This window comes from Lysinibacillus sphaericus (genome assembly GCF_006864135.1).
Taxonomy (GTDB): domain Bacteria; phylum Bacillota; class Bacilli; order Bacillales_A; family Planococcaceae; genus Lysinibacillus.
In genome coordinates, this window is record NZ_SADV01000008.1 from 131737 (window position 1) to 148861 (window position 17125).

At 37.9% G+C, this 17125-nt stretch carries 15 protein-coding genes and 1 other annotated feature; all 15 genes read right to left on the minus strand.

Going from position 1 to position 17125, the window contains the following annotated elements:
* Positions 1-33 precede the first annotated feature (33 nt).
* Positions 34-645 carry a stage IV sporulation protein FB gene (locus tag C7Y47_RS12120; RefSeq protein WP_142509015.1) on the minus strand — a complete coding sequence of 204 codons (612 nt, stop codon included), beginning with the start codon at positions 643-645 and terminating at the stop codon, positions 34-36.
* On the minus strand, positions 635-1189 hold the full coding sequence (locus tag C7Y47_RS12125) for a M23 family metallopeptidase (RefSeq protein WP_142509016.1): 555 nt from the start codon (positions 1187-1189) through the stop codon (positions 635-637). The genes C7Y47_RS12120 and C7Y47_RS12125 overlap by 11 nt, the downstream gene beginning before the upstream one ends.
* 93 nt (positions 1190-1282) lie before the next feature.
* Positions 1283-2080 carry a septum site-determining protein MinD gene (gene minD, locus C7Y47_RS12130; protein ID WP_132356990.1) on the minus strand — a complete coding sequence of 266 codons (798 nt, stop codon included), beginning with the start codon at positions 2078-2080 and terminating at the stop codon, positions 1283-1285.
* Position 2081: 1 nt separating this feature from the next.
* Positions 2082-2750 carry a septum site-determining protein MinC gene (minC, locus tag C7Y47_RS12135; protein WP_142509017.1) on the minus strand — a complete coding sequence of 223 codons (669 nt, stop codon included), beginning with the start codon at positions 2748-2750 and terminating at the stop codon, positions 2082-2084.
* A gap of 27 nt (positions 2751-2777) precedes the next feature.
* Positions 2778-3302, minus strand: a complete 525-nt coding sequence (gene mreD / locus C7Y47_RS12140; RefSeq protein WP_142509018.1) for a rod shape-determining protein MreD — start codon at positions 3300-3302, stop codon at positions 2778-2780.
* Positions 3302-4228 carry a rod shape-determining protein MreC gene (gene mreC, locus C7Y47_RS12145; RefSeq protein WP_142509019.1) on the minus strand — a complete coding sequence of 309 codons (927 nt, stop codon included), beginning with the start codon at positions 4226-4228 and terminating at the stop codon, positions 3302-3304. The genes mreD and mreC overlap by 1 nt, the downstream gene beginning before the upstream one ends.
* Before the next feature lie 13 nt (positions 4229-4241).
* Positions 4242-5261: a rod shape-determining protein gene (locus tag C7Y47_RS12150; RefSeq protein ID WP_142509020.1), complete on the minus strand. Its 1020-nt coding sequence runs from the start codon at positions 5259-5261 to the stop codon at positions 4242-4244.
* 605 nt (positions 5262-5866) lie between these two features.
* Entirely contained in the window at positions 5867-6538 is a 672-nt protein-coding gene (radC, locus tag C7Y47_RS12155; RefSeq protein WP_132357282.1) for a RadC family protein, read from the minus strand.
* A gap of 34 nt (positions 6539-6572) precedes the next feature.
* Complete coding sequence (locus tag C7Y47_RS12160; protein WP_142509021.1) at positions 6573-7166, minus strand: Maf family protein; 594 nt, start codon at positions 7164-7166, stop codon at positions 6573-6575.
* Between the two features lie 99 nt (positions 7167-7265).
* On the minus strand, positions 7266-7913 hold the full coding sequence (locus tag C7Y47_RS12165) for a hypothetical protein (protein WP_142509022.1): 648 nt from the start codon (positions 7911-7913) through the stop codon (positions 7266-7268).
* Between the two features lie 527 nt (positions 7914-8440).
* On the minus strand, positions 8441-9694 hold the full coding sequence (locus tag C7Y47_RS12170) for a bifunctional folylpolyglutamate synthase/dihydrofolate synthase (RefSeq protein ID WP_142509023.1): 1254 nt from the start codon (positions 9692-9694) through the stop codon (positions 8441-8443).
* A complete protein-coding gene (locus tag C7Y47_RS12175) occupies positions 9691-10986 on the minus strand; it encodes a bifunctional folylpolyglutamate synthase/dihydrofolate synthase (RefSeq protein ID WP_142509024.1) in 1296 nt (431 codons plus the stop codon). The genes C7Y47_RS12170 and C7Y47_RS12175 overlap by 4 nt, the downstream gene beginning before the upstream one ends.
* A 291-nt stretch (positions 10987-11277) precedes the next feature.
* Complete coding sequence (locus C7Y47_RS12180; RefSeq protein WP_142509025.1) at positions 11278-13923, minus strand: valine--tRNA ligase; 2646 nt, start codon at positions 13921-13923, stop codon at positions 11278-11280.
* Between the two features lie 126 nt (positions 13924-14049).
* Positions 14050-14328, minus strand: a binding site (T-box leader).
* A 268-nt stretch (positions 14329-14596) separates the two neighbouring features.
* Positions 14597-15496 (minus strand): valyl-tRNA synthetase, encoded by a 900-nt coding sequence (locus C7Y47_RS25655; RefSeq protein ID WP_255505153.1) that lies wholly within the window; start codon positions 15494-15496, stop codon positions 14597-14599.
* Between the two features lie 540 nt (positions 15497-16036).
* Positions 16037-16483 (minus strand): CoxG family protein, encoded by a 447-nt coding sequence (locus C7Y47_RS12195; protein ID WP_142509026.1) that lies wholly within the window; start codon positions 16481-16483, stop codon positions 16037-16039.
* Between the last annotated feature and the right edge of the window lie 642 nt (positions 16484-17125).

Here is a 17125-nt window from a genome sequence, read left to right on the forward strand (position 1 = left end):
CAATAACATTAAAATATTACCACAAGATTTTTTTTAAGTCAATCTATTCATTACATATTTCTCGAATGCTAAACGATATTTTCGATAATTCCATTCCTTAAACACTTGAAGCCATATAAATAAACATAAAATTGCTAAATAAATAGATTGTGGAAGGTAACATAAAGTTACCATGAATAGTATAAAGGCAATTAGAAGAGAAAACCAGTAGTAATATTCAAACGCACGAACACTTGGATTGAATAAAAATAAGCATGCTAAAAATATTCTACCACCGTCTAACGGAATAATCGGTAAAACATTGATTGCTAATAACACAAGTTGCACATTAATAAGTTTAGTAGCAAGCAGTTCTGGCATAAAAAAAGCGAGGCCAATCCCTAATATTGTAGCGATTGGTCCCCCTAAGGCAATCCAAAGGAGTGACGTTGCAGGCACAACCGCTGGATTTTCAAATTCTATTTCCCCTCCGTAAGGTGTAATAACGCATGATTTTACTTTTACGCCACAAAACATTGCCGTTAACAAATGACCAGCTTCATGCCATAATAACGAAGATAAAATAATGGCGTAATAAGCGATTTGGCCAGTAAAAATCATTAAAAATACGAGAGGGATGCATAGAAGATGTAGTTTAATTTTCATTGGACGCCGCTGTTTCAAGCCACTGTACAATCTGCTCTAAGCTATATTGTGTCTTATCTTTTTCAATCGAAATATAGAGTTGTCCCGCCTCTTTCATGCCGATTAAATCGTTTGCCTGCACCGTTGTATATGGAAGTTGTGCTAAACTATCCAGCATACCATAGGATGCTGTTGTACCATCATCATAGCTTATTGTCATTGTCTTACCGGTATATTTTGTATGCCCTGTAAAAACGACAAGTCCATTCTTTCCAGCATAAACCGGTAGGCCCATGTCATATTGCAATAAAAAACCTTCCTTAAAAACTTGCGCATTGGCAAATGATAATAGTTCAGTTTGCCCAACATCACTCGAAACTAAAATTGTTGTATCCTCTTTATTTAGCCAGCTTTGTCCGAGCTCACTTAAGTAGGTTAAATCTGCTGATGTTGTAACAAGTTTCCTCACAGGTGTTTCCAATACACCTTGATCCTCTAAACGTATTACAAGTATAATTGCGGCCACAAGCATTATTGTGACCAACCATTTCCATTTTTTAAACAAGCCCTCATCCTTTTTTCACACTATATGAGATTGCATGTCCATTCATGCACAAGAAAAAAACCTTCTCGTACAAATGCACGAAAAGGCTGATGATTATTTAGAAAATAACGCTTTTAGTTTTGAAAATACACCTCTATTTTCATCCTCAATGGCCATAAGTGGCACAGATTCGCCAAGTATTCGACGGGCAATATTACGATAGCCTAGAGATGCTTTATTAGTAGGATCCATTACTACTGGTTCACCTTTATTGGATGATGAAATAACCCCTTCATTATCTACGATGATCCCTAATAAATCGATAGACAAATGTGTTGTAATTTCATTAACATCCAACGTATCACCGCTTTTCATCATATGCTGGCGAATGCGGTTAATAATTAGTTTAGGTGCAGTAATTTCTTCCTGTTCGAGCAAGCCAATAATTCGATCTGCATCACGAACGGCAGAGATTTCTGGTGTTGTTACAACAATTGCATGATCTGCACCGGCAACAGCATTGCGATAGCCTTGTTCAATGCCCGCTGGACAGTCTATTAAAACATAGTCGTAGTCTCTTTTTAATTCTTCTACTAAGCTCTTCATCTGCTCAGGTTTAACAGCATTTTTATCTGTTGTTTGAGCAGCAGGTAATAAAAATAGTTTCTCATCTACACGTTTATCTTTAATTAACGCTTGATGAATCTTACAGCGCCCTTCAACAACGTCTACTAAATCATAAATAATCCGATTCTCAAGACCTAAAATTACGTCCAAATTACGAAGTCCAATATCGGTATCTACTAAACATACTTTCTTACCTTGTAGAGCCAATGCAGTCCCCAGGTTAGCCGTTGTCGTTGTTTTTCCGACACCGCCTTTACCTGAAGTTATGACGATCGCTTCTCCCACACTAGCTACCTCCCTTAGACACATTTAATAATGGTCGAATATTTTTTAACGCGTGAATTTGATCGTACGTAATGCGTCCATCCAAGCCAATAAATGCACAAGTCATCTCTTCATGTTTAATTGCTTTTACATGTTCGTCCGACATTACCTGAACCTGATCAGCAATCATAATATGTGTGGCTTCAAAAAGAGATGCTGCAATGATTGCCTCCTTATTACCATGAACACCAGCATGCGCAATGCCCTTGAGTTTACCTAGGACATACACATTGCCACCCGCTTCTACACGTCCGTTCGGATTGACATTCCCTACGATAATAATATCTCCTGACGAACGCAGAACTTGACCCGATCTGACCACACCAATATATGTATCTTGTTGACTTTCAATCCTTTTCTGGTTGCTCTCATGGACAGTCAGTACTTCACTTTGCACCTTTGAAACAATTAATTGCTCAGTTTCCTGAACAATTTTAATAAGCTCTTTGATTTGTTCAGCAGAACAGTATCGATAGCCCAAATATAATTGTACATCTACTTTACTATCGATACCGCTTTCTGACACTTTCTTTTTAAGCTCTTCTACTAAATCGACATACGAACATTGATCGTCTAAACGAAGAACAAATCCATCCTTTGTCCCCTTCATATTAACTAACTGTTTTTTCATGAATGCCTCACCCCACGTTGTTCTTTATTAAGAAACTTCACGTGCTCTCTGCAAGACACGCGCATTAATTAGATACTTGAAGGCCCAACCAAGAATCATTAAAAACAGTGCATTTGCAATGATCGTTGGCAGCAGTCGTGAACGTAAAAATTCCGATAATGGGATCGTTGTAAAGTCGATAAGATAGAAGAATTGATAGAGTATAAATTCTAAAATTGCTACTAAAACAACTGAAATCGTCGTTGTCACAACTAAGTGCTGATGAATAACTTTCACAATAGACCCTGCTAAAAAACAAATAAGCGGAAACAGTACTGAATATAATCCAATAATATCAATGTAAAACACATCATACAAGACACCAAAAAAAAGTCCATACATTACCGCTCGCTGACGGCTGTAATAGATGGATATAAATATTAAATATAAGATTAAAAATCTCGGAACTAAATAAAAGATTTGCCCTTTCACTTCAATCGGTGAAAACATAGCAAACTCCGGTTCTACCAAAAATAGTAAAACTGCCACAGAGGGGATGAGAAACCGAACCATTATTCCGCCTCCTCTTTACCCTTTTGTGGATGTGTTAAATCCTTGTTCGATGTATTATCAACAGATTTATTACTATCAAATCCATCTATTACGGTAGCGGACCGTTTAGCAATAACAACATAGTCTAAAATTGAAAAATCAGCAGCTGGTTTAACATAGGCCATTTTTGTTAATCCAAAATCATCTGTACTTACTTCAGTTATTTCTCCGATTGGCACATTTTTAGGGAAAATACCGCCGAGTCCTGATGAAACAACTTGCTGACCCTTTTTAATTGTTAAACTTGAATCGATTCGCTTCATGATGAGTTCATTACGCTCTTTATCATAGCCCTCAATTAAACCGTATGCTTGTTTATCTCCTTGAACCATCGCAGAAACACGATAGTTTGATTTATCAGTATATAAAAGCTCTACCTCAGACGTGAAGGGTGTCACTGAAACAACTTTACCAACTAACCCTTTTGCTGTCATAACTGCCATATTTTTTTCTACACCATGTGAAGATCCTTTATCTAAAATAATCTTCTGTTCCCACTGGTCAGGATTTCTAGCAATAACTGTGGCATGAATCGGATCATAAGCTTTTAAACTTTCCGATTTGTCCGTAAGCTCTTGAAACTTTTTAATATCAGATTTCAAGTCCGATGCCTCAGCTTGTACGGCTGCAAATTCATCTAAGCGTGCTTTTAAACGTTTATTTTCTTCATACGTGTTTAAGAGGGAATCAATACTATTAAAAACACCAGTAATATAATTCGCCGGCTTCGCAACAATAGATTGTGCGACGCCGACAGTGTCTTTAATAATTTGCTCTGGTAAAGTTGCATTCGTCCGTTCACGTAATGAGAAGCTAATCAATGCCACAAGAAAAACCATGCCTACGAGTAGCAAAATTAATTTCTTATTGAAAAAAAAATGTGGCATTGCCTAAACCCCCTTACCCTTTAACTTGTTGTTGACGAATTAAATCAATATGTTCTAGAGCCTTACCTGTACCAATAGCAACACAGTCTAGTGGATCTTCTGCGATAAATACTGGCATATTAGTTTCTTGGCTAATGACTTTGTCTAAATTCGTTAATAACGCACCACCACCTGTTAGTACAATTCCGCGTTCCATTACGTCTGCAGATAATTCAGGAGGTGTTTGTTCAAGGGTTTTTCGAACACCATCAATAATAGATGCTACCGCTTCACGTAAAGATTCAGAAATCTCCTGCGAAGAAATTTCGATCGTTTTTGGTAAACCTGTTAAAAGGTCACGTCCTCTAATTTCCATTCTTTCTTCTGAACCCTCAGCCAATGCTGTACCAATTTCCATTTTTACTGCTTCTGCAGTACGTTCACCAATTGTTAAGTTATATGATTTACGAATATAAGAAATGATAGATTGGTCCATTGCATCCCCGCCAACACGCACGGATTCACTTGTTACAATACCACCTAAAGAAATAACCGCTACCTCTGTTGTACCACCACCGATATCAACGACCATTGACCCTGTTGGATCCCATACTGGTAAGTTCGAACCGATTGCTGCTGCAAATGGCTCTTCAATTGTAAATGCTTCTTTAGCGCCTGCTTGGCGAGCAGCATCAATAACCGCACGTTGTTCAACCGATGTAATACCGTAAGGCACACAAATCATAACATTCGGTTTTTTCCAATTACCACCAGAATTTTTACAAGCTTCTTTTAAATAGTATTCTATCATTGCTGTAGTAATATCAAAATCAGCAATAACGCCATCTTTCATAGGACGGATTGCTACGATTGACCCAGGTGTACGACCAATCATATTTTTCGCATCATTACCAACTGCAACAATATCTCCCGTTTTTGTATTTTTCGCTACAACTGAAGGTTCGCGTAAAACGATTCCCTTCCCTTTAATAAACACTAATGTATTCGCTGTGCCAAGGTCAATCCCGACATCTTTACTTCCTAATCCAAACAATTTGTGTACTCCCTTTCTATTTAAGCCATACTTTCGTTGACATCAACTGCACCCAGGCGTATTCCCCCCGAGTCTCTATCTTCATTCACCTAGTGTTAGACACCTACTGAAAAAAACTACACACACTCATTTATCTCACACCTGTTGGAGTGAGAGTCTTTTTCTGAATAAAAATAAAATCATACCGTTCATTATAACGGAAAAACGCAAGAATTTGTAGTGCCACATACCTCTTCTCGCGGAAAAAATACTATTTTAATTCCCACCCAAACAAAAATAGTATGTATAGATTAGCATATAATTTTTATTCTTGTAAGACAACGTGTAATAGGCTACCAATTTTTGTGAATATTATAGACATTTCTACGAATACAGTAACGTTTTCTATCAGAAAAGGTTCGCTATTATTTTTAGTTTTCCGCAAAATATTACAAAATATTTATTTTTAAAATAATAAAGCGATTTGATTATTTTATCCAATTTGAGGAAATATAAAAACTCTGCAAAATACATTGCAGAGCTCAATTATACCCCGGCATAATTACGTGACATCCTCCGGAGGCTTGAACTTCTTTCAGCGGATGTTTGACACCCGCTAAAAGAAGTTAAAAATATCCTTTTTCTTTCAAACTAATGAACTGATGATCACCGATGATAAGATGATCAATTAAATCTATGCCTATAATATAACCAGCCTCTAAAATTCTTCTCGTCACTTCAATATCCTCATCACTAGGTGTTGGAACACCGCTAGGATGATTATGAGCACAAATAATAGCAGCCGCTGATCTTTTTACAGCTTCGCGATAAATCTCCCTAGGATGGACGATCGAAGCATTTAGACTGCCTATAAAAATCGTCTGCCTATGAATAATTTGATTTTTCACATTCAGAAAAAGAACTACGAAATGTTCCTGATTCAGTGAGGTCATATCAGGCATTAAATAGGCAGCTGCATCTTCCGGTGAACGAATCGTATATTTTTCATCGTTATATTTCTGTGCGAGACGTCTACCGAGTTCAATTGCCGCTAATAATTGAATGGCTTTGACCTCACCAATCCCTTTAATAGCAACCATTTCTTCTATTGTTGCATGTTTCAAATGATGTAAACGTTCAAAAACGCTCAGAACGCGATTTGCAAGTACAAGAACAGATTCTTCTTTCGTGCCTGTTCTTAGTAAAATCGCCAGCAGCTCCTGATTCGATAGACTCATCGCTCCTTGTCTCCGTAGTCTTTCGCGTGGTCGATCCTCTATATTAACGTCTCGTATCATTGTCCTTGGTAAAACATCATTTGGCAAAAAAGCTTCACTCCTTCGCAAATTGGATAATATTAAGTGCTATCAAATGCGTAAACAACGTTGCAAGTGGTAAGCCGACTACATTGTTATAATCTCCTTCAATTCGTTTAACTAGAAGGGTTCCAGCAGTTTGAATGCCATAACCACCTGCTTTATCGAAAGGATCTCCCGAATCTACATACGCTTCGATGAGCTCTTGCGATAAATGATGAAAAACAACATTTGTCTCTTCGACGAATGTAGTTTCATTACCGTTAGGCTCAATAATGGCAACAGCTGTCATGACCGCATGACGCTTACCTGATAAGCGCAATAAGTGAGAAATTGCCTCCTCACGATTTTTAGGTTTATGGAGTAACTCATCATCATAAACAACAATCGTATCTGCTCCAATAATCGTGGCTTTTGGGGCTTTTTTCGCCACATCACGTGTTTTTAATAGAGCTACACCTTTCACATAATCTTGCATTGTAGTTGCCTGGACGCTTGTCTCTTCTACTTCACTAGTTATTATGTCAAATGGGAGTGATAGCATTGCAAGCAATTCCTTTCTTCGTGGGGAAGCTGAAGCTAGCACTAGCTTGTGATTTGTTTTAAACATTATATGACCATTCCTCCTTATTAGTTATCATAACGGAGAATTTTGGATTTGAAAATTTTCTAAATATCAAGATAATGCTTATTTCATCATCTTTTGTGCTTAAAATTTCACTTGAAGACAAGCATTTTTCGATTTGTAATGAGCAAAAACTTGTAAGCGAACGATGCTAATATCTGTTGAAATAGACGAGGCTGCCGCTCCAATAGATTGCCAATCAGCAGGCAACGTAGAATCCTTCGATTTATCCTTAAAATTTAATTTTGTTGCATTTTTATCAGCTAGCACAGATGGAAGTTCTGCAATCATTGCCTCCTTACAACTGTCACCGCTTAAAGTAAATGCTTTTTTAAATGTTGCAGGATCTTTTAAAAAGACAAGCTGACTTTCATCTGTAACCATACTTGTCCAAACATAAAATTTTCCGTCAACCTCGACAATGGCACTTTCTTTTAATGAAGGATGTTCAGCTACAAACGAGCTTGCACTTTCATAATTTGAATAGACCCCTGCTTGACTTGCAAAAAATAAGGGTCCGTTCGTTGCTCCTCCTGCTGTCGGAATTGTTTCTTTTGATGAATTACCATTATTACTTTTAGTGGCTACTTCAGCGTTATCATTTTTTAAAGAAAATTTAGTACTTGCTTGAAGAATACCTAAAAAAAGGGCTACACCAAAAAGTCCAACTATTCCTCCAATTATCATCGCTCGAAATACTTGTTTTTTCATCACATGACTGACAATTTTCATTCGACCATCACCTCTTTCTTTAACATATCAAAGTCAATTTAGACAAGACGGTATTGTTACAATTTGATATATAAGTATATGTATGAAAGAATGTGTAAATGCGAATTTACTATATTTTGATTTAATAGTTATTTTCGATGTTTCACTTCAAATTTAAATATTTTTGCTACGAAAGTTTTACTATAAAAAAAGAGGTGGATTCTTTACTCTACTATCAATACCTCTATCAAAGATTAATTTTGCTTCAATAAAAAAAGGAGTTAATAGACAGAAATAGAGCATCACCATAGCGTATGGTTGTGTTCCGTTCCGACTGGGCGCTTTTATTCGTTTTCACCAAGAAAAAATTTTCGTTTAGTATGCAAGAGAATAAATGGGAATACACTAGAAAAAAGCCTCTAGGGAATCAAAGGCGGAATACTCAAAAATTAATGAATTATTATTCACACTAAATTAAAAAAATCAGGACTCATTTTTAATGAGTACCTGATTCTTTACTGTAAATATATTGTTCGCTCAACTAGATGTTAAATATTTTTTAATCTACTACGTACTTCCGTTAATAAATACAACGAACCCGATACAATCGTTCTCGATTTGCTTTCTGACTGTCGTTTTAAAAATTGCACATAATCCTCTAAAATTGCTTTATGAGAAGCGTTCGACAGCTTAAGCATGTTGTGAGCAGTCATCGCACGGGGATTATTGAAATCAACAAAGTAAAAATAATCACTTACCTGCTCGAATTGCTGCAAAATCTCTTTTACAGCCTTATCAGCAAGAATACCAATTACAAAAGTAATCTGCTCATCTGGAAACTCTTGCTTAATCGTTGCTACTAATTCTTTTGCACTCGCTGGATTATGCGCACCGTCTAAAAAAATATAAGGCATAATTTCTTCAAAACGTCCTAAAATAGTTGCGTTTTTCACAGCTTTTTGAACAGCTTCTTCACTAACTTGTAACTCTAATGCCGTCGCCACTTCAAAAAAGGCTGTAATAGCTAGTGCCATATTATTTGCCTGATGAGCCCCCTTCATAGTGCGCGTAAGCTTTGTTATATGGAAGCCATTGTCGTTATGCATATAGCTCTCTCCATCTTTCTCTTGTTCCACATAAAATTGATGATTTAGTTCAAGAACGGATGCATACTTTTTTTGAGCTTCCTGATAAATTAATTTCTTCGCTTCTAACGGTAGATCCCCGATAATAACTGGACGATACGGCTTAATAATTCCTGCTTTATGATGGGCAATACTTTCAATCGTATTTCCTAAAAAATTCGTATGCTCTAATGCGATACTCGGTATGATTGACACAATTGGTGTAACCACATTCGTACTATCAAGTAAGCCCCCCATTCCTGCTTCAATAAGGGCAATATCTACATCACTAGCGACAAAGTGTAAAAATGTTGCAACCGTTAAAAGTTCGAAATCTGTTAGTTTCCCACTTAGTCCGGCAGTCTGCATTTGTTGAAATACATCATTCATTTCCGCTTCTGTAATAGCTTGACCCGCTACTTGAATTTGGTCATGTACGTCCACAATACAAGGAGACATAAATTTACCAACACGTAAGCCATGTTCTTTGGCGATAGATTCTAGCAATGTAAGTGTAGAGCCTTTACCGTTAGTCCCTGCTAAATGCACGACTTGCAATTTGTTTTCTGGATTACCTACTCGTGCCAATGCCTCTTCAATCGCAGTTAGACCAGGTTTAATAACATCATCACTCTGAACATTCCACTTTTCCTTGTAGCTATTCAATTTTGGAATCATCGTTGTTCCCCCTGTAGCCATTGTCGTATTTCAGCTATAAAATACAATGAGCCTGTAATGACGATAACATCCTCATTATTAGTTCTTTGGTGTAGCATCGTTTGAACCATTTCACGCCATTTCGCATTATACATTTTGTTCGTATTTGTAGATAATGCAGCTAATTGATCAGCAGGCATAGCATTCGGGAGCTCAATTTGTGTAAATGCAATGGATGTAGCAATACTATCCATTAAAGTAATACTTTTCGCATGATCTTTATCCGATAATGCTGCATATATAAATCGATAGTTTTGGCGTGGATAGACCGTTTTAAGCGTTTGAATTAGTGCGGTAGTTCCTTCAGAATTATGTGCTCCGTCTAATATAATATTGCCCGGTAATTGCTCAAATCGGCCAGCCCATTGAGCTTTTGCCAGAGCTTGATGAATTGATTCATCTGAAATATCAATGGCTCCATTCTCTCTTAACGTCAGGATTGCTGTAATCGCAAGGCTTGCATTATTTATTTGATGCTGCCCTGCCATTTTTAATGGGACATCTACCATCTCCACATTTTCTTTTCGGTAATTAAAATGCTGTATATTAGTACCTTGTTCAATGTTTTCAACCGTAAAGTTCTTCCCTAAAACAAAACATGGGGCATGACGCTCATTTGCTACCTCTTCGATAACAGTAAGTGCCTCCTCACTTTTAACACCCACTACAACAGGTATATTTTCTTTAATAATGCCAGCCTTCTCAAACGCTACCTTTGCTAATGTATCTCCTAAAAACGCAGTATGTTCTAGTGAAATCGTTGTAATAATTGACATTAAGGGCGTTATGACATTCGTAGCGTCTAAACGTCCACCCAGTCCTGTTTCAATCAGCGCAATATCCACTTCTTGATCCGCAAAATGTTGGAACATAATAAGTGTTACAACTTCAAAAAAGCTCGGAAAGTCACCTTCATAATGTGTCTCAATAATCTTAGCAATGTTGTTCATATAGTGTAAAAATTGTTCATCAGAAATTTGAATTCCATTAATAGTCATACGTTCATTAACACGCTCTAAATGGGGTGAAGTAAAGGCGCCAACTTTATAGCCAGCATGTTGTAACATTTCTCTCAGCGCATTCACTGTTGATCCCTTTCCATTTGAGCCTGCTAAATGGATAGCTCGTAGCCTATCCTGTGGGTTATTAAGAAGTGCTAATACCTCTCGTATTAATACGAGAGGTGCACGTTTATAATCAACTGCCTTTAACGTAAAAATAAAATCTGTACATTCTTGCATCGTTTTAAACAAAAGAAACACTCCCTCTTACTACAATATCTCTATTTTAGTATAAGTAGCGCCCAATACACATACATTTCGAAAAAAACTCTTATACTTTGAATGAAAGCTAAAAACACACATAAAAACACTTTAAAAAGTGAGAATCAATGTGTTTTTAAGTTGATTTCATACTATTGTAGTTGTTGTGTACCATAGTGCTCCCACATGATCTAATTACTAAATATTTTCACCTAAAACAACACATATCTTTTGTTGCATACAAAAAACAGCGGATGACTTTCGCCATCCGCTGTCCCAATCTTACATATTTTTCAGTTCTTCTAAACGTTTTAATACAACCGCATGTTTACTTTCGTAATCGGCTAATTTTTCACGTTCTGCATTTACTAATGCTTCTGGCGCTTTGGACACGAATTTTTCATTCGATAACTTACCAGTTACAAGTTTGACTTCTTTTGCCCACTTCTCTAATTCTTTTTCAAGACGAGCAATTTCTTCTTCTAGATTAATAAGTCCAACAAGAGGTAGGAATAGCTCAGCTCCAGTAACTACTGCTGTCATTGACTGACCAGGAGCTTCTAAACTTTCTCCAATTGTTAGCGTTTCTGGATTACAGAATTTTTCTAAATAGGCTTTATTGGCTTCAAGCACTGTAGCCGTTGCAACATCTTTCGCTGAAATGTATAGCGGTACTTTTTTGCTCATAGGTGTATTTACTTCCGCACGAATATTACGTACTGAACGTATAATATCCATTAGGAGCTTCATATTGTCTGCTTCCTCAGCAAAATGAAGATCCGTACGTACAGTTGGCCATGCTGCCACTGTGATTGATTCACCTTCATGAGGTAAGTGCTGCCAGATTTCTTCTGTAATGAATGGCATGAATGGATGTAATAGACGCATCGTTTGATCTAAAACGTAAGCTAAAATAGAACGAGTTGTTTTCTTAGCTGCTTCGTCATCACCGTATAACGGTAACTTCGCCATTTCAATATACCAAGAACAGAAATCATCCCAAATAAAGTTATAAAGCTCGCGGCCAACTTCGCCAAATTCGTAGCGTTCTGCAAGAGATGTTACACGTTCAATTGTTTCATTTAAGCGAGTTAGAATCCATTTATCGGCAACTGATTTTTCACCAGTTAAGTCGATTTCATCAAATGTCATACCTTCCATGTTCATTAAAGCAAAACGAGAGGCATTCCAAATTTTGTTAGAGAAGTTCCAAATTGCTTCTACTTTTTCAGTTGTATAGCGTAAATCCTGACCAGGTGAAGATCCAGTAGCTAAGAAGTAACGTAATGAATCGGCACCATATTGATCAATAACGTCCATAGGGTCTACACCATTGCCAAGTGATTTACTCATCTTACGTCCTTCACCATCACGTACTAAACCGTGAATTAAAACATCTTTGAATGGACGTTGCTCTGTAAATTCAAGACCTTGGAAAATCATACGAGAAACCCAGAAGAAAATAATATCATAACCAGTTACAAGTGTGCTTGTTGGATAGTAACGTTTGTATTCTTCATTTGTCTCATCTGGCCAACCCATTGTAGAAAATGGCCATAGTGCTGACGAGAACCATGTATCTAAAACGTCTTCATCTTGTGTCCAATTTTCTGCGTCTGCTGGTGCTTCTTTTCCTACGTAAATTTCACCTGTTTCATTGTGATACCAAGCTGGGATTTGGTGACCCCACCATAACTGACGAGAGATACACCAGTCACGAATGTTTTCCATCCAACGAGAATATGTGTTTTCGAAACGAGATGGTACGAAGTTCACTTTTCCTTCTTCATCTTTTTGAAGAGCAAGTGAAGCATCCGCTAGTGGTTGCATTTTTACGAACCATTGTGCTGAAAGATACGGCTCTACAACAGCACCAGAACGTTCAGAGTGACCTACTGAATGTGTATGCTCTTCAATACGAATAAGCACGCCCGATTCTTGTAAATCAGCTACGATTTGCTTACGGCATTCAAAGCGATCCATACCGTTATACTTGCCAGCAAGCTCGTTCATTGTACCATCTTCATTCATAACAAGAATGCGTTCAAGGTTGTGGCGGTTACCAACCTCAAAGTCATTAGGATCATGTGCTGGTGTCATTTTTACAACACCAGTACCAAATTCCATATCTACGTAGTCATCTGCTACGATAGGAATTTCACGGCCAACGATTGGTAAAATAACTGTTTTACCGATTAAGTGTTGATAGCGCTCATCTTTCGGGTGAACGGCTACCCCAGAGTCACCTAGCATTGTTTCAGGACGTGTAGTCGCAACTTCCACATATCCTGAGCCATCAGCTAATGGGTATTTCATATGATAGAATGCACCTTGAACATCTTGATAAATAACTTCAATATCTGATAAGGCTGTTTTTGCAGCAGGGTCCCAGTTAATAATGCGTTCACCGCGATAAATTAAGCCTTTTTCATATAATTGAACGAAAACAGTTTTAACTGCATCGGAAAGACCTTGGTCTAGTGTGAAACGCTCACGAGAATAATCTAATGCAAGACCAAGCTTCGCCCATTGATCGCGAATATGCCCAGCATACTCTTCTTTCCATTCCCATGTTTTTTCTAGGAATTTTTCACGCCCTAAATCATAACGTGTCATATTATCTTCACGTAGTTTGGCCTCTACTTTTGCCTGTGTTGCAATACCTGCATGGTCCATTCCTGGTAACCACAGTGCATCGTAACCTTGCATGCGCTTCATACGAATTAAAATATCTTGTAATGTTGTATCCCAAGCATGACCAAGATGTAATTTACCTGTTACATTCGGTGGTGGAATAACGATAGAATAAGGCTCCTTATCACTTGTAGGCTGCGCCTCAAAAAATTTCCCTTGTAACCACCATTCATAACGACCCGCTTCAATGGACTGCGGATCATATTTTGTAGGCATTGAAATGTTTTCTGTCATTTTGACTCCTCCTGTTGACTTAATAATTTTACCGGTGTGAGATCGTACCAATCGTTCTGTTTTTATGTCTCAGCTAGAGGCACATGTACCAGAAGATTAATGAAAATAAAAAAAACTCCTAACGTCTAAAAGGACGAAGGAGTTTAAATTCGCGGTACCACCTTTAATTCCAGCAGAGGCGAGTTAAGCTGCCACACATTTCTTCAGAAAAAAATGTACTACTCGCTTAAACCTTTTACTACTGGCTCTCAATTCGGTAACGGTGTTTAACCGGCTTTAACTACTGTTAGTTCACTAAAGCTGCTCGAGGGCTACATTCAATTAGGTACAAATAGAAACTTTTCAGCTACCGTTTCCTCTCTTAAAATGTACTAATAATTTACTCTTCCCTGTCATAGCATCTATATTCGACTTTTTCACATTGTACCGCAAAATCGTGCATTTTTTCAAGTGATTTAGTCATTTTTAGGAAGCACTACTAGAAAAGGAAGTGAAAATTCAAATGCGACGACGTAAGTATAATCCTTGGCTTTTACCACCATGGTTACGACAATTTCGTTTTTATTGCAAAACGATAATTGTACCAATTTGTGTTTTTCAGTTTATACGTGTCATCATCATTCCAACATCTGGAGATTTTATCATCTTATTGCTCCTGCTACTTCTATGCTATTTACTTTTGAATGAAGTCATTTGAAACACGAACCTTTAGCGGTGTATAATCTTCCGTTAAATCCCAAATCATCGATGGAACTTCATGCCAGGAGCTGGATTCACGGACTACAATATGACTTGAGGATTCCCTCAACATTGTTTTTTGCTCAGCTGATTCAGGCTTTTCTTTTTTGTCTGAAGCTACTATTGCTTCAGACTTTTCCTTTTTTACTGCAAATGTTACAAACTTTGATTTTTCCTCTTGTTCTGAAGTTGTTACAACTGCAGATTTTTCTTCTTGTGTCGAAGCCATTACAGCTATAGTTTTTTCTTCTTGTGCCGAGGCTACTACAGCCGCAGGTTTTTCTTCTTGTGCCGAAGCTACTACAGCCGCAGGTTTTTCTTCTTGAATCGAAGCTACTACAGCCGCAGGTTTTTCTTCTTGAATCGAAGCTACTACAGCTGCCGTTTCTTTTATAGGGGATCCCTTCTCTATTTGAGCTGAGGCATTGACAGTAACAGGCTGTTTTTCTAAAGCGAATGCTGGCTCAGGCTCATTAAAAATACTTGTAACCGTCCATTCGAGCTGACACATCTGATTCGTCAATTTAGGTCGAACATCCTTTACCGTTAAATCTTCAATAGCTGCTTCCTTTGGTAAATCCACATTTAAAGGAACTGCATACTCAAAATAACCAGTATCCCCTTGAATATCGAGAGCATTAATTTGTACTAATTCTTCATCATCAAGGAAAGCTTTCATGTCTTGAAAATCAAAACGAACATGCGCTGTGATATGATAGATACCCATTAAACGTAGAGAATCTTCTAACTGCATCGTCTGCCACCGTGGCTTAATTTGTACATCTGCTATTTCTGTTGGACTGCCATAACCAGGAAAACAAAAAGTTTCACTCATATTCCAAGTTTTCTGTTCGATAATAATCCCTCCCCTTGCATCATATGAAGTTCCGAAGGATAGTATGCTATAGGATGATTAATCCATTTCGTCTTGGCGTAAAAATATAGCTGTCACTTTTTGTTTTCTTGAAGATATACAATGCATTCGGATTTTGTATTGTTCCCAAGGGGAGCGCCCCGGCCGTAATGGAAATCAGCCCCAATAATGAGCCTAAAAAAGGCATACTAGAACGTCTAGCATGCCTTTTTACTGTTTATATCAATTATGCCTCGGCATAATGCGTCTGGAATCGGCTTTGTGCTTGTACAAAGCCGATTCCGTAACATCCGCCAGGGGCTTTGGGCCAACAAATGTTTTTGCGCGAAAGCGTAGTGCTAACGCAACGTCAGCAACGTGTTTTTTGCCTGTGCGAAAGTGAAGCGTCAGCGGTACCAAGGATGGTCACTCAGGCATTTTCACAGGATGTGAAGTTTTTAGCCTGAGTTCCCCTATTTTAACGAGTGTTTGAACATCCGCTGAAAGAAGTTAACAGCGGTATTATACATTCACCAATTTAATTTTATTTGCTACACGATCTGTTAACATTTGTGTTGCTTTAGGTACAATCGGCTTAAAGATTGGATTTAAAATCGGACCAGCTAATCCTCCTGCAGTTACTTCTAAAAAGCCTGTCATTTTTGTATTTTCTGCATCAATACTTTCTGCTAGGAAATAACCGTTTCCTGAAAAGTTATCAGAAAGTCCTTTTAATTCGAATGTTACTTTTGTAGGCTCTACCCATTCTAAAATAGTAATCTCTACTTGTACTGTTTTTTTCAAAACACCAACATTGCCTTTAAACGTCCAATTTGAATGTTTTTCATCAATCATTTCATGTGCATTATAACCTGGGACAAGCTTTGCCCATTTTTCCATATCACTGACGAAATCCCATACATTTTCAATTCCTACGGGTACTTCGACCATATGTGTGCCAGTTGCCATATCAATTCACTACTTTCTTTTACGAATAGCTCTATTATATACGATTTCGCCCACAATTTGGCTATGCTGAAAGTTATAATTTTAATAAAAATTTTTTCAAGCGGAAGCGACCATACATTCATTGTCATTTAACGGGGAAAAATGGATCATCACCAAAACGTGTGGTTAATTTCCGTTCCGACTGGGTGCTTTGTTGCTGTCGCTACGCTTTCGCACAGTTAAAACATTTGTTGCTGTCGCTACGCTTTCGCACAGTTAAAACATTTGTTGCTGTCGCTACGCTTTCGCACAGTTAAAACATTTGTTGCTGTCGCTACGCTTTCGCACAGTTAAAACATTTGTTGCTGTCGCTACGCTTTCGCACAGTTAAAACATTTGTTGCTGTCGCTACGCTTTCGCACAGTTAAAACATTTGTTGCTGTCGCTACGCTTTCGCACAGTTAAAACATTGCCGCTGACGCTTCGCTTTCGCGCAGAGCAGAGCTTCCTGGGGGCGTCCGATGAGCCCCTTCGCTGCAGGGTCTCGGGCCAACACGAGGTTGGTCACGAAGGCGTTATCACAGGATGTGATGGTTTTAGCCTTCGTTCCTCTATCGCTGATCCCCAAGGAGTCGCCCAGTCTCCACTCCAATCAACTAATTT

What these genes read in the sequence shown, in the direction of transcription:
- mreD (WP_142509018.1), bottom strand. Translation starts at nt 3,302, where the DNA reads ATGGTTCGGTTTCTCATCCCCTCTGTGGCAGTTTTACTATTTTTGGTA.
- mreC (WP_142509019.1), bottom strand. Translation starts at nt 4,228, where the DNA reads ATGCCACATTTTTTTTTCAATAAGAAATTAATTTTGCTACTCGTAGGC.
- C7Y47_RS12165 (WP_142509022.1), bottom strand. Translation starts at nt 7,913, where the DNA reads ATGAAAATTGTCAGTCATGTGATGAAAAAACAAGTATTTCGAGCGATG.
- C7Y47_RS12180 (WP_142509025.1), bottom strand. Translation starts at nt 13,923, where the DNA reads ATGACAGAAAACATTTCAATGCCTACAAAATATGATCCGCAGTCCATT.
- C7Y47_RS12120 (WP_142509015.1), bottom strand. Translation starts at nt 645, where the DNA reads ATGAAAATTAAACTACATCTTCTATGCATCCCTCTCGTATTTTTAATG.
- minC (WP_142509017.1), bottom strand. Translation starts at nt 2,750, where the DNA reads ATGAAAAAACAGTTAGTTAATATGAAGGGGACAAAGGATGGATTTGTT.
- radC (WP_132357282.1), bottom strand. Translation starts at nt 6,538, where the DNA reads ATGATACGAGACGTTAATATAGAGGATCGACCACGCGAAAGACTACGG.
- C7Y47_RS25655 (WP_255505153.1), bottom strand. Translation starts at nt 15,496, where the DNA reads ATGAGTGAAACTTTTTGTTTTCCTGGTTATGGCAGTCCAACAGAAATA.
- C7Y47_RS12195 (WP_142509026.1), bottom strand. Translation starts at nt 16,483, where the DNA reads ATGGCAACTGGCACACATATGGTCGAAGTACCCGTAGGAATTGAAAAT.
- C7Y47_RS12160 (WP_142509021.1), bottom strand. Translation starts at nt 7,166, where the DNA reads ATGTTTAAAACAAATCACAAGCTAGTGCTAGCTTCAGCTTCCCCACGA.
- C7Y47_RS12170 (WP_142509023.1), bottom strand. Translation starts at nt 9,694, where the DNA reads ATGATTCCAAAATTGAATAGCTACAAGGAAAAGTGGAATGTTCAGAGT.